This window comes from Alteromonas sp. MB-3u-76 (assembly GCF_002831605.1).
Lineage (GTDB): Bacteria > Pseudomonadota > Gammaproteobacteria > Enterobacterales > Alteromonadaceae > Alteromonas > Alteromonas hispanica.
Window position 1 is genome coordinate 1,653,578 of sequence record NZ_CP025115.1, and the last position, 13,331, is coordinate 1,666,908.

Sequence of the window (13,331 nt, forward strand, 5' to 3'; positions counted from 1 at the left end):
TGCTATGCTCTATCCATAGCAGTTTTCTTGTGCTGTCAATAGTGTCTTTCAAAAAGTGAGTACAGTTTGACTATATCCAATACCAACGGCGAACATTATCTGTTTTCAGAGTTAAAAAACTTACTGAATACTGATGAAAGCTTATTTAATTTTCTTGAGAGTTCTGCGCTCGATGGCGTTTGGTTTTGGGATTTAGAAGAGCCAGAAAATGGATGGATGAGCCCAACGTTCTGGAAAATACTCGGTTTCGACCCCGTCTCAAAGCGTCATTTACGTTCTGAGTGGCAACATTTAGTTAACCGCGAAGACTTGAAAGATGCTTTAGATAATCTTGAACAGCATTATGCAAACCCATCATCAATGTTCGATCAAATCATCCGATATACTCACAAAAATGGACATACTGTTTGGGTACGTTGCCGTGGTGTAGCAATTCGAGATAGTAATGGAAAACCAATAAGAATGCTGGGCGCACAGACAGATGTAACAGAGCTAAAACTACAAGAGTTATCGCGTCTAGAGCAAGAAAAGCAACAAAAACTGGCGTTTAAAAAACAAGCCTTTCTTTTGGACGAACTGGAAAAAACCGCCAATATTGGGACCTGGGAAGTAGACTTAATTAGTAGCAAGGTAGTTTGGAGCGATCAAACAAAACGAATTCACGAAGTGCCACTTAATTACGAGCCAACGCTTGAGCAGGGAATTAATTTTTACAAAGAAGGTGAAAGTCGAGAACTTATTACTAGAGCGGTATCAGAGAGTATAGCCGATGGCACTCCTTGGAATCTGGAGTTAGAACTTGTCACTGCAACAGGGCGGGATATTTGGGTTCGCGCACAGGGTAAGGCTCAGTTTGTTAACGGTGAATGCGTAGGCCTGTTTGGCGTTTTCCAAGATATAACGCCTCAAAAGCAAGTAGAAGCCCAAAAACAAAAGATTCGCGAGCGAGCCGTTGCCGAATCGATACGCTTGCAGGTAGCTAATGATGCGCTTGGCATGGGGGTGTGGGAATATGATTTGGTCACAGGTGAGGTGCTGTGGGACAAGTGGATGTATTCCCTCTACGGCGTATCGAAAGAACAATTCACCGGTGCATTCGAAGCTTGGGAACGAAGCCTTCATCCAGATGACTTAGAACGAGCTAAACAGTTGCTTGATGAAGCTATCGAAAAAAACATAAATTACGACACTGAATTTCGCGTGGTTATGCCCAGTGGGAAGATAAAACACCTTAAAGCCAACGCTGTTATTCTCCGTAACGACGTTGGTGAAGCCGTGAAAGCTATCGGTGTAAACTACGATATTACCGATAAAGTAGAAACAATGGCGGTGCTTGAGCAGGAAAAAGAAAGAGCAGAGGCAGCAGCGAAAGCAAAAAGTGATTTTCTTGCCAATATGAGCCATGAAATACGCACTCCCATGAATGCTATCCTTGGCGGCCTTCAGCTTTTAAGAAATTCAGATATAAAGGGAAATTTACGTACAATACTCAACAATTCAGCGTTTTCAGCCCAGAGCTTGTTAACCATCATCAACGATATTCTCGATTATTCAAAAATAGAGTCGAATAAGCTCAGTATGGAGTTTGCACCGTTTTCACTTATAGAAGTACTTAATGCTGTTAAATACGATATGGATGAAATGCTCAGTAGTAAGGGCATTGTTTACTCTGTAGATATAGATGACAAATTTGAAGATGGCTGGATTGGTGATGTAGTTAGGGTAAAACAAATATTGCTAAACCTCGTTTCAAACGCCGTAAAGTTTACCAGCAAAGGAATGGTAAAAGTTGATGTTTCTTGCCACGAGTACAAAGGAGAAAACGCAATCGCTATAAGCGTTATCGACTCTGGTATCGGCATGAGCGAAGAGGCCCAAAACAGGTTATTCGAACGCTTTTCACAAGCCGATGCAACGACTACGCGAAAATACGGTGGCACCGGTTTAGGAATGGCCATAACTCTCAGCTTAGTTGAGATGATGCGGGGTGATATTAAAGTCGATAGTGTTGAAGGTGAGGGAACAACAATCACCGTTTTATTGCCCCTTGCGCCTGCAAAGCTCGAAAAACAGAAAAGTGTGAAAAAGTCGCTTGCAGCACCAATGATGTCGAATAAAAAAATCCTCATCGCAGAAGATAACGCTATTAATCAAGTTGTTATTCAAACCATGCTGGAAGATACAAAGGCAGAGATAACCATTGTAGATAACGGAAAACAAGCAGTTGAGGCGGTAGAGAAAGAAGACTTTGACGTTATTCTTATGGACATTCATATGCCTGAAATGGATGGCGTAGAAGCTCAGCGCCAAATTAGCCAGATGAAAAAGCATATACCCATAATAGCGCTTACGGCTAATGTAATGGCCGACGATGTGGCGTTCTATTTACAACAAGGTTTTGTCAGTCACCTAGGCAAGCCCGTAGACATGAATCATTTGTTTGGCATGTTAAAGCAATACGGCCACTAAAGACCTCTCTACTGGTGTTGAATTGATGAGGGCACAACACAATCATTGTGCCCGTATCTGAAATGCTAAAGGTTTACATTTACAATGGTGCGACCAAATAATTGACCTTTTAATATGTCATTTATTTTTTCATCTAATGCGTCTAAACCAACTTCGGTTGTCAGTGAATCAAGCATATTCAGCTTCCAGTCACCTGCTAGTTTATCCCATAGCCTTAAACGTGGCGCCATGGGGCATTCAACAGAATCGATCCCCAGTAATGAAACTCCACGCAAGATGAAAGGAAATACACTCACATCTAGCTGAGCAGAAGCAGTAAGCCCACAGCAGGTAACTACGCCGCCATACTGAGTAGACTTAATTGCTTGGGCCAAAAATTCTCCACCCACTGTGTCTACTACTCCGGCGTACTGCTCTTTAAGCATGGGAAGTTCTTTATTTTCAAGCATAGTGTCTCGAGTAATGACACGAGAAGCGCCCAACGATTTAAGAAAATCAGCCTCTGAATCTTTTCCGGTGCAGGCAACCACATTAAAACCTGCTTGTGTAAGCAGGGCAACCGCCACGCTTCCTACACCGCCGGTGGCTCCTGTTACCAAAATCTCTCCGTCTTCTGGCGACACGTTGTTCTCAACAATCGCTTGAACAGAGAGCCCGGCAGTAAATCCCGCCGTGCCCAATATCATGGCTTCTTTAAGAGTGAGCCCTTCTGGTTTTGCCACCGCCCACTTTGAAGGGATACGTATGTATTGAGCAAATCCGCCAGCAGTGTTCATGCCGAGGTCGTAGCCTGTAACAATAACTTCATCGCCTTGACTAAATGTATTGTCGTCGCAAGATACAACCGTACCCGCCGCATCAATGCCGGGGGTATGTGGAAAGTTTCTACTCACTCCTGGATTTCCTGAAGCAGACAGAGCATCTTTATAGTTTAACGAAGAGTAGCTCACTCTTATCAGTAGATTACCTTCAGGTAATTCATCTATATTTCTTTCAACGACAGAACGTGTAAACGTTTTGTCTTCGGCTTTTTCTACCAATAATGCTTTAAATGTAGTCATTCTACTCTCCGTATTGATATCTGAGTTTCTTCCATTCTGACCGTATATTTATTTTGTGCAAGTATGCACTTTTTAGTAGGGTAGTATCCAAAATGATACTAATGGGAAAGTTTAGCTAATATGGAATTAAATCAACTGTTCGCTTAGTTCGAGTTGAGAAAAAGCTAAATGCGAGCTCAGCCCACGCTAGATGAATACACGCTAGATAAATACACACCAGATAAATGAGAAAACAGCCATGACTGAGGCAGTAAAAAAAGACAGCAATGACGTGCTAGAGCAGCAGACACCGAATTATATATGCGGCGTAGCGGTTTCCCTTGAGATTATTGGTGGTAAGTGGAAGGGAGTCATTTTATGGCATTTGTGCCACAAGACGTTACGATTTAGTCAACTGAGACGCCGTTTGCAGGGAGTTACGCAAAAGATGCTAACGCAACAATTAAGAGAGCTGGAGCGTGATCAGCTTGTCAATCGTAAAGTTTACGCAGAAGTGCCGCCTCGGGTAGAGTATTCATTAACAGACCTTGGCAGAACGTTAGAGCCTACATTGCGACAGCTATGCGACTGGGGAAAAAACTTCCACGACCAGCATCGTTAGTGACCAACATAGTTAGTATTTTATGAAAAGGTAAAGTTAAGGCTCCGTGAGCGATTGTTTATCAATGCGTGTTTTATCATCGATGGGGTTATTCTATAAGAGCTGTTATCAGCGTATTAGTAATACCAGCGCCAGATGTAAAAATGGCCCGAAATTACCATTCCGGGCCTAAGCTATTTAATATCTTCTGAACTTCTAAACAACAGGTGGCTGCTATAGTTTTTATCCTAGCAATTCACTTATTGTTATCGTCGTCGACTTGCCTGCATCAGTGATATCGATAACAGCACTCATCGTGTTAAAGTCGATTTCAAGGCAAGCTGTGTCTGAATGATGGGCCCAATTAAGAGCAAGCAGTTTATCGTTATACGACACTGAAAAATCGCCATTAAAAGCATTGCTGTCGTTTCTTATCTTGATTAACTCAATAAGCCCTTTTACCACAGGTTTCTCAATGGCTGCTTCTACGTCGGCAGTTGAAAGGTAAGGCCGGTTTATATCTCTCCCTACATTTGTTTTAGCTAACAACTCCATATCGTTATCGGCTGCGAGTAGGCCCCCGTAGTAAACTTGAGGGATGCCTGGGCTAAAGAATTGAATGGCGCGAGCAAGGAGATAGTTTAAATCATCTTTTCCTAGTGCGTCGTAGTAAGTGCAGTTTACCTGATAAAGGTCGACATTGTTGGCTGCTGCCCCCGTCGCTTTTCTCGACTCTTCTTTGGAGTTAACGTGAATCTGCTCGACAAGAGCATCAATTGATGCGTTATCAAGTAAGCCTGGCTTGTCGCCGCTTGGGCCAACATCAACAATCCCAATGCCGTCGTGGGTGTCTAATACCGTAAAACAGTTACGTGGTGAAATTGATAGCCAATGTGCTAACGCGCTGGCATCTTGCGTGAAAAGAGTATGCAGAACTAATGGCGGTAGAGCAAAGTCGTACACACTGTCACAGCGTTCTGCAATATCAATTTGAGTTTGATAATGGCTGTGAATTTCAACCAGACACTGCATGTCCATAGAGCGAGCTCGTTTACTAAGCTCTTCAATAAAGGCAAAAGTCTCTTCAAGCATAAAGCAGTTGGAACCCGCCCGTTTAATGGCATAGCCTGCCGCATCAAGGCGAATGAGGTCGACGTTACTTTCAGTGAACGATGTGAGAATAGACGATAAATATTCCTTTCCAAGCTCAGACTCAACGTCAATATCAATTTGGTTCGAGGTAAATGTAGTCCAAAAAGGTACAGTTTCACTGCCTGCAACTTCATAATCGCTGAAAAATGGCGTGGGTCTTGGACGAAAAACGTTGGCAATTTGCTCGTTAGTTTTTGTCTCATCAGTGTCGGTAAACACATCTTGCTTAGTTAAAAATAGCGGCCAATACGCTGACTCTCGGCCTTTTTCAAGCACGTCGCGAAACTGCCTACTCTGCGCCGACATGTGATTAACAATAAGATCAGCCATAATGTCGACAGATTCGCCCATTTTTTTAACATGGCTCCAATCACCCAAACGCGTATCGACACTCGTGTGATCGATAGGGTCGAATCCAGCATCTTCGCCATCGTAAGGATAATAAAATGGCAGAAGGTGCACACCCTTAAACAAACCAGCGAGCGGACCATTGAGAAGGGTATTTAGGCTTTCGATACTGCCATCACCCAATCTGTCTGCGTAGGTAATTAATTGAACGCCGTTGCTTATAGACATTGAAACTCTCCAAAAATACGGTTTTTACGATAGGAGCAAAAAAGCGCCTTGGTATACGATAAATACCATTAAGCATGGACCGCTTTATTAAAGTCACTTTCAATATAGTAGAGGCTTAGCTTAAGTATAGATACGCTGCGATATGTGGAAGCTTTCCATCTCCAGTACAGTATCGCTTCTTAATCGATTAAGAAATGGTAGCAATAGTTATCGCAAATGTAAATGAGATGTTTATTTATACAATTTTATTTTGCTGATCTCGTAGGGATGATGACTTTAGTCTCAGTTGTTCATCATTGGACGGAATGAACGTTATACTCCTTACGGTAAGAAGCTGGACAATCCTAGTGAAAATAAAAACGACTAAGGATTCACAGGGTATGTTTCGGACGATCCGACGGGCTTATTTTATATACAGGCACGATATTATATTCGTATTTCACTCACTTAGTTTGCTGAGATCTACTGCAAGTCCCTTCTCTCGGCGTTAAGCAACTTAAGCAATTCCTAGCTAGTCAAGAGGTAATGCATTTGCATTACCTCTTGGTTAATACTAAAATCAAAGCTAATGAAACTAGAAGAAGATAGAGGCTATTATGGCACGGGTTGCTTTAGAAACTGAATCAACACTTACAGACCGCTTTCAAACCACAGTGCCTAGTCCTGTTCGTCAGGCGTTGCAGTTAGGCAAGAAAGACAAAATTAAATACGCGATACAGTCTGATGGCAGCGTTGTTATCTCGCGTGCAGCAGCGCAAGAAAGTGACCCTGTACTTAGCGAGTTTTTATCATTCATAGCGCGTGATATGAAGGCTCATCCTGAAAGACTAGAGCCGTTATCAGCAAGTATGCGAGAAAGCGTTGATGCGTTGGTTGAAGGCGTTGAAATTGATTTAGATGCTCCGTTATCGGATGAGGACGAGTAAGTTTGCAAAAAACGATACCAATGGTCGTAAATGGTTGGACACTTTACACTCATCCATTGTTTAAAGAGCAGTACCTTAATCTGAAATCACAAGTTGAGGCTTTACGTGAAAAAGATCCAAAAGGTTACCTTAAAAAGAACGCCACGAAACGATTAGCCGCTATTCAAAGGCTAATCTTTGAATTAATACCACATGACCCTACCAGTGCTGAATTTCGCCAAGGAAGCACATTAGGTAATGATAACAAGCATTGGTTTCGGGCAAAGTTTTTCCAGCAATACCATTTGTTTTTTCGTTATCACCTAGAGTCAAAAGTCATCGTTTATGCTTGGGTAAATGATGAAAACAATAAACGCGCATACGGTAGCAAGACCGATGCTTACAAAGTATTCGAAAAAATGTTAAAGTCAGGTTATCCTCCCGAGGGATGGGATGATCTTTTAAAAGCAGCCAAGGACGAATTGCTCTCTCCATAAGCGAACCACTTGTTTTTCCACAAGAACGTAGTCTGGTTCGTATTTCCGATTATTTTATATGCAGGCACGATACTATGATCCAGCAGGTGCAGTAACTCACTAAGGAATGCAAAAAGGCATTAACGTGTTAAGTCATTATTCCTACGCCATGCATAAGCTTAATTGTATATATTATTCGCTCTTTTCAGTGCCGCGATTTCGTTCTTAGCATTTTCAAGAAACGCATCGAACTGACGGATAATATCTGGGTGAGAAGTGGTAGAGAGTTGATAGCTGAATTGAGTGCTTGGAGCGTGTTTTGCTAAAGCAAAGTCGTTGGCATCATAACCTAACTCTGTTGCATAGTGTTTTACAACATGAATGTTAAGGTCTAGCCCGTCTATCAAGCCCTTTTTAAGCATGCGAATTAAAATGCGAGTAGAGCCTTCATAAACAAATTCAATATTGTTTTCTTCGATGCGAGAGGCCCACTGTGGGCCTGGGATGAAACCGTATAAAGTGCCAATCGTTCTTATTTCACTTTCTGGAAGCTTTCGGTTTTCTTTTAACACAACAGTGTCTGCGCGAAGGTTAATTATATCCTCACTAAACACTAAGCCCTCATTGCCGCTATTCCAAAGGGAGTGGTCGGGAAGGCGAAAGTCGATATCTTCCTTTTGATACCATTCGTGAAATCGGGTTGTCGGTAAATGTATATATTCGAATTTGATGTTGTGCTGCTTAGCAAATATCTCGAGAACGTCAATTAAAAAGCCGGGGTTATCAATAGCGCTTTTATTCGAATACATGGGGTAGTAATCTATGTCTTCCACACCCACTCGATAGATTTGCTGTTGCATTAACTCTTGTTCGGCAGCAACACTGGCGTTTGCAAAGAGAGTGCAAAACGCGAGGCATGATACAAGACTCCTTGTAAAGTACCTTGTCCAATGCAATACAAATTTAACTAAGGCGATATTTCCCCATTTTTTCATTATTGTCTCTGTATTTAGGGCCTGTAATTCGCTACGGCGAGAATGTATTTTTCTTATCTATCGTATTTCTATTATATTGTGTCGAGAGCATAACAGTGAGAGCGTAGACTAATATCTCACTCATTTTGCTTTTGCTCTATTGCGCGAACTTGCTCCCGCCACTTATCTAGCTTCTCGAAATAGACGTCCCAAATGCAAGGGCAACACGAGCCTCCGCCGCAGCAATCGTCACGCAGTGGTTTCTCGGGCTCAGGAGGTAACTCGAATTGAGCAGTATTTTGGTTTGCCTTATCCATTGAATTTACCTTATATACTACTAATTAGTATGAGGTGATAGTGCTGTAAATTCAAACAAAAGTTCAACGGGAGAGAGGCCCGATTTTTCTTTGAAGCCCTTAGTTCTAAATAAATTGAGAAGATTGGGTTAGCAAGTTGTTGTGAAACACTTGCTAACCGTTCTAGTAATGGCAGGGCACTCTATACTAAATACTTATTATAATTGCCTCATTATAAATGCTTTATTGTGAGTACTTATTAGCGACTATTAATGGCTGTGTTCGCCCTCTAAAGCATGGCCTTTGTCATTGTAAAAGCCGCTTGCTCCAGCTTCTATGAAGCCTTGAGTCACCATCTTTGTAAGAAAAGGATCGGTGTGGTCGTCGCCAATATCGGCGTAATCGGTGGCTTGATAGTCTGCTCGCTTCGCAAAGAACGAATTCACGTCTGCGTTGTAATCGGTCGAAGTTAACGTCCAATTTCGATGAACTTTTCCACTTTCTACTTCAAAGCTGGCAATTAATTGCTGGTGCACTAGCCATGTTAACGTAAATGAGCCGGCTGAGTTTTTAAGTTCGTATGTCTCTGTTTTTTCACATCCGCTTCCCGTTGAACTTACTAGCGTCATCGAATCGAGAAAGGTGTCACTAACAAGTTGGTAGCGATAAGAAAAGTCAGTTTCTTTTTTACCGTGAATGGTTTCACCAGGCTGATACTCAATGGCTCGCTGATGGCCATCAAAATACCGTACTGGCTTAATAAATTTGTTACGCACCAAAGTGTACTCTTCGGTGATTTTTGTTTCAGGGTACTGATGCGCTACCTTATTATCCATACGCCAAAGCGACATGTTAGTGGTGCGTGTACTGTCACCCATGGTGGTGTGTTTGGTAATACTTATTGAGTAATCAGCTTTTAAGCGCTTGCTGTTTTCGTCGCATACTTCATTTGCATGTACGCTATTTAATACCGGTGCTAGCCCTAGTACACAAAAAAGTAATAGTGATTTTTTCATTTTTGCTCCAATACCAAAGGGAGCTGGTGAGCCAGCTCCCTTTGCATATTAAACTGGCCTGCCGTGTTTACCAGCAGACCTGAGTTACTGTACTTATATCCTAACAATTATTCCATTGCGCTCTCTGCTTGTGATACGAAATCACCAGCAAAGTCCATTACATGGAAAATGACGCTTTGTTCGTTAGTACCATTCACTAAGAAGGCACCTGGGCCTTTAGCGTAAATGCCAACGTCTTCACCCGAGTGAGTTTCAGAACCAAGCGGTACCAAAGCTTCTTGGTGATAGCCTGGTGTAGTGGTATCAACATCGGTAATATCTTTACGGCCAGTGTCTGGGCCAGCAAGATAAGACGCATCTGAGTTAGTCACATCACCTAAGTTTCTAAAACCAAGACCGTTAGTGTAACCAAGGGTTGTGTAAGGCGTGCCATCGGCAGCCGTTGCTGCGTCTTCAGCGCCTACATTAACCACTTTACCCAGAATTGGGTTACCGCGCTTAGGATAGCCCGCAATAGTAAATACATGGCCGTGGTCAGCGGTAACAATGATAAGTGTATCTTCATCGTTAGTTAGCTCATCTGCCGCGGTTACGGCTTCAGCAAATGCAATGGTGTCGTGCAATGCGCCGTAGGCGTTTCCTGCGTGGTGAGCATGGTCTATACGGCCAGACTCTACCATTAAGAAAAAGCCTTCATCGTTGTTATCGAGTACTTTGATAGCAGCGCTGGTCATTTCGGCAACCGATGGCTCACCGGCAATATCGTTCGCACGGTCTGCTTCGTATTGCATGTGTGACTCGTTAAACAATGCAAAAACACGCTCGGTGGTTTCTGTGTCTAAACCATCAAAACCAGACTGGTCAAACACGTAAATACCGTTGGTGTAGAGATCTTGCCATTCTGCTGTTAAGTCACGACCATCTGTGCGATCGCCTTCTGTGCTGCTGGCTGCATCAGGGCTGTTAAACGCCGGATCTCTTGGTAGGAAGTGACGACGGCCTCCACCCATTACCACTTCAATACCGTCAACGTCTACACCATCAAATTTCGCTTCAAGATTGCTCTCAAAGTTGATTAGTTGGTCTGCAATATCAGTACAGCCAGCAGTAACGGCTGCTTCTGGCATATCTGAGATATCTTCCCAGTTTCGGTCGGCAGATTTTGCATAAGTGGCAGCTGGTGTAGCGTGGGTTATACGTGCTGTTGAAATGATACCGGTAGATTTACCTGCAATTTCAGCAAGCTCTAGTGCAGTAACCAGCTCGTTACCTGCTACTGTAGAGCAATCGCCGCGCTCGATATCTTCATCAACGCCTATAACGCCCACATCAGTTTTGATACCGCTCATCATCGCAGTCATGGTGCCTGCAGAATCAGGCGTTTGAGCGTCAACGTTGTAGGTTTTTGACAAACCAGAGAATGGGAAACGGTCGAAGCTTAGTTGATTTTCCTCACCTTCCAAACCTTTCATCTGACCGTCTAGAATACGAGCCGCGGTAACGGTTGAAACACCCATACCGTCACCAACGAATAAAATAACGTTTTTCGCCGTGCCGCGCAGGTTCTGAACCATTGCATCAAGTTCTTCTTGTGAACTTACGGTAGCAACGCTCACATTAGAAGATGCTGCAGCATTACCTGAAGTAGCATTCATCCAAACTTGCTTATTATTTTCTACTTCTGTTTGCCCATCAACGAACCATTCGTTGTTTAAGCTAGTTAGAATTTCGCTGTTGTCCACTGAGCTTGCGCCGGGCACACATACGTAGCTTGTTGACGTGATTTCGCTTTCAGACAATGTGCCATCGTTGTCTGTATCTAGGCCAGAGTCGATACGAACGCCGCTGTTAGGGCAGTTTACATCGCCTTCTGGTAGCTGCGTTTGCACGGTAAGGCTATTAGAACCGTTAGCGCCATCGGCACCATTTGAACCGTCTACGCCAGCAACGCCGTCTGCCCCATCTAATCCGTCTTGGCCATCATCACCCTCTAACGAGCAGGCTGAAAGCCCAGCTATTGCTACTGCAATTAAACTTAATTTAAATAAATTCATTTTCTTATCTCCACTTATTCGTTAACAAGGCCAAGGGCTTGGTTTATTAAGTGGAAAACAACATTTTGCTCTACCACACCTTGCGCGAGTTGACTTCCAGGACCAGTTGCATGCAAAGAAATATCTTCCCCAGAGTGGGTTTCAGAGCTCAGTGGGATAAGTGCTTCTTGGTGATAGCCTGGAGTAGTGGTATCGATATTGGTGAGGTCTACGCGTCCTGCCGCAATATCTAATCCGTAAGAGACATCTGAATTTGTTTCATCGCCTAGGTCATAAAAGCCTCTCCCGTTTGTATACCCAAGCGTAGTGTAAGGGGTACCGTCAGATGCTGTTGCTGGCTCTTCAGAGCCCACGTTCACAACTTTTCCTAAAATAGGGTTGCCGCGTTTAGGATAGCCCGCAATTGTGAATACATGACCATGGTCGGCAGTCACAAGAATAAGCGTTTCTTCAGGGTTAGTATTTTCAACCGCTGTCATTACTGCTTCTTCAAACGCAAGTGTATCGGTAAGTGCGCCAGCAGCGTTGCCTGCGTGGTGAGCATGGTCGATACGACCAGACTCAACCATTAGGAAAAAGCCTTTTTCGTTATTATCAAGAATGTTAATAGCCGCTTCTGTCATTTCAGAAACTGAAGGCTCGCCGGCAATATCGTTGCTGCGGTCTGCTTCGTACTGCATGTGAGATTCGTTAAACAAAGCGAAAACCCGCTCTGTAGTTTCTGTATCAATCGCGTCAAAACCAGTTTGGTCGAAAACATAAACACCGTTTTCGTATTTCTGCTGCCATTCTGCGGTTAAGTCGCGCTCGTCAGTGCGATCGCCTTCTACGTCGCTTTGCGCATCTGGGCTGTTAAACGCAGCGTCTTTTGGTAGGAAATGACGTCGTCCACCGCCCATTGCTACTTCAATACCGTCAACATCAATTCCGCTGTAACGGCTTTCAAGATAAGTTTCGAAATTTACAAGCTGATCGGCTACATCAACACATCCAGCAGCGATGGCGTCTTCAGGCATATCTGAGTTGTCTTCCCAGTTGCGATCGGCTGATTTTGAATACGTTGCTGCTGGTGTTGCGTGAGTAATACGCGCAGTGGACACGACACCAGTAGAAAGACCTTTAATTTCTGCAAGCTCAAGTGCAGTAATCACTTCGTTGCCCGCTACAGTAGAGCAGTCGCCACGTTCGATGTCTTCATCGACACCAATAACGCCTACGTCGGTTTTAAGACCAGACATCATGGCAGTCATTGTTCCTGCTGAATCCGGTGTTTGTGCATTTACATTGTAAGTTTTAACCAGCGCCGTGTGAGGGAAAGATTCAAAGCTTAAATAACCTTCCTCGCCTGGGTTACCCGCTAACTGTCCCTTGTGGATACGTGCAGAGGTAAGTGTAGAAATACCCATACCGTCACCAACAAAAAGAATGACGTTCTTGGCTTTGAATTTATTATTAGTTGCTAGTTTCTCAGTCAATTTCGATTGCGCATCGGTAAACCAAGCGCTATTTGTTTGATGCTCGGGCAAGACTGCTGCTTGTAGCCCAGCGGATACCGCCAGTGCCACTGCAGTGCATGCTGCTTTCCAGTTACGATTCATGATTGTTTCCTAAACGTATTATTAAAATCGGTTTTTGGGTATGTGTGGGCGTTCCCAAAGCAAAAGCGGTTTTTCCTTTGTGCTAGTGCTGAAACGCAGACTGGAGGTTAGGCATGCTTGGTGACAATTATTTGACATATATATTGCAAGATTGTCACATTTGTCATATTCAAG

11 protein-coding genes are annotated in these 13,331 nt (G+C 43.4%); 4 read left to right on the plus strand and 7 right to left on the minus strand.

The genetic code is table 11. The features are described from left to right. The first annotated feature begins 66 nt into the window (after positions 1-66). Positions 67-2,469 carry a PAS domain-containing hybrid sensor histidine kinase/response regulator gene (locus CW735_RS07430; RefSeq protein WP_100971495.1) on the plus strand — a complete coding sequence of 801 codons (2,403 nt, stop codon included), beginning with the start codon at positions 67-69 and terminating at the stop codon, positions 2,467-2,469. 65 nt (positions 2,470-2,534) lie between these two features. On the opposite strand, the gene CW735_RS07435 is transcribed toward CW735_RS07430, so the two are convergent. Beyond that, positions 2,535-3,530, minus strand: coding sequence for a YhdH/YhfP family quinone oxidoreductase (locus tag CW735_RS07435; protein ID WP_100971497.1), 996 nt, complete (start codon positions 3,528-3,530; stop codon positions 2,535-2,537). A 238-nt stretch (positions 3,531-3,768) separates the two neighbouring features. Here CW735_RS07435 and CW735_RS07440 point away from each other — a divergent pair, with 238 nt between their 5' ends. Then, positions 3,769-4,131: a winged helix-turn-helix transcriptional regulator gene (locus CW735_RS07440; RefSeq protein ID WP_100971499.1), complete on the plus strand. Its 363-nt coding sequence runs from the start codon at positions 3,769-3,771 to the stop codon at positions 4,129-4,131. A 222-nt stretch (positions 4,132-4,353) separates the two neighbouring features. On the opposite strand, the gene gtfA is transcribed toward CW735_RS07440, so the two are convergent. Next, entirely contained in the window at positions 4,354-5,838 is a 1,485-nt protein-coding gene (gtfA, locus tag CW735_RS07445; protein WP_100971501.1) for a sucrose phosphorylase, read from the minus strand. A gap of 596 nt (positions 5,839-6,434) precedes the next feature. Here gtfA and CW735_RS07450 point away from each other — a divergent pair. Then, positions 6,435-6,764, plus strand: coding sequence for a type II toxin-antitoxin system PrlF family antitoxin (locus CW735_RS07450; RefSeq protein ID WP_100971503.1), 330 nt, complete (start codon positions 6,435-6,437; stop codon positions 6,762-6,764). A gap of 20 nt (positions 6,765-6,784) precedes the next feature. After that, positions 6,785-7,240 carry a type II toxin-antitoxin system YhaV family toxin gene (locus CW735_RS07455; protein ID WP_100971505.1) on the plus strand — a complete coding sequence of 152 codons (456 nt, stop codon included), beginning with the start codon at positions 6,785-6,787 and terminating at the stop codon, positions 7,238-7,240. Between the two features lie 158 nt (positions 7,241-7,398). On the opposite strand, the gene CW735_RS07460 is transcribed toward CW735_RS07455, so the two are convergent. From CW735_RS07460 to CW735_RS07480, 5 genes are all read right to left on the minus strand, one after another. Then, entirely contained in the window at positions 7,399-8,079 is a 681-nt protein-coding gene (locus CW735_RS07460; RefSeq protein ID WP_157812658.1) for a hypothetical protein, read from the minus strand. 251 nt (positions 8,080-8,330) lie between these two features. Further along, positions 8,331-8,510, minus strand: a complete 180-nt coding sequence (locus CW735_RS07465; protein WP_071979964.1) for an oxidoreductase-like domain-containing protein — start codon at positions 8,508-8,510, stop codon at positions 8,331-8,333. Between the two features lie 248 nt (positions 8,511-8,758). Continuing rightward, positions 8,759-9,505, minus strand: coding sequence for a hypothetical protein (locus tag CW735_RS07470; RefSeq protein ID WP_232368388.1), 747 nt, complete (start codon positions 9,503-9,505; stop codon positions 8,759-8,761). 107 nt (positions 9,506-9,612) lie between these two features. Continuing rightward, positions 9,613-11,559 carry an alkaline phosphatase gene (locus tag CW735_RS07475; RefSeq protein ID WP_100971509.1) on the minus strand — a complete coding sequence of 649 codons (1,947 nt, stop codon included), beginning with the start codon at positions 11,557-11,559 and terminating at the stop codon, positions 9,613-9,615. Between the two features lie 14 nt (positions 11,560-11,573). Beyond that, positions 11,574-13,157 carry an alkaline phosphatase gene (locus CW735_RS07480; protein WP_100971511.1) on the minus strand — a complete coding sequence of 528 codons (1,584 nt, stop codon included), beginning with the start codon at positions 13,155-13,157 and terminating at the stop codon, positions 11,574-11,576. Positions 13,158-13,331: the final 174 nt, after the last annotated feature.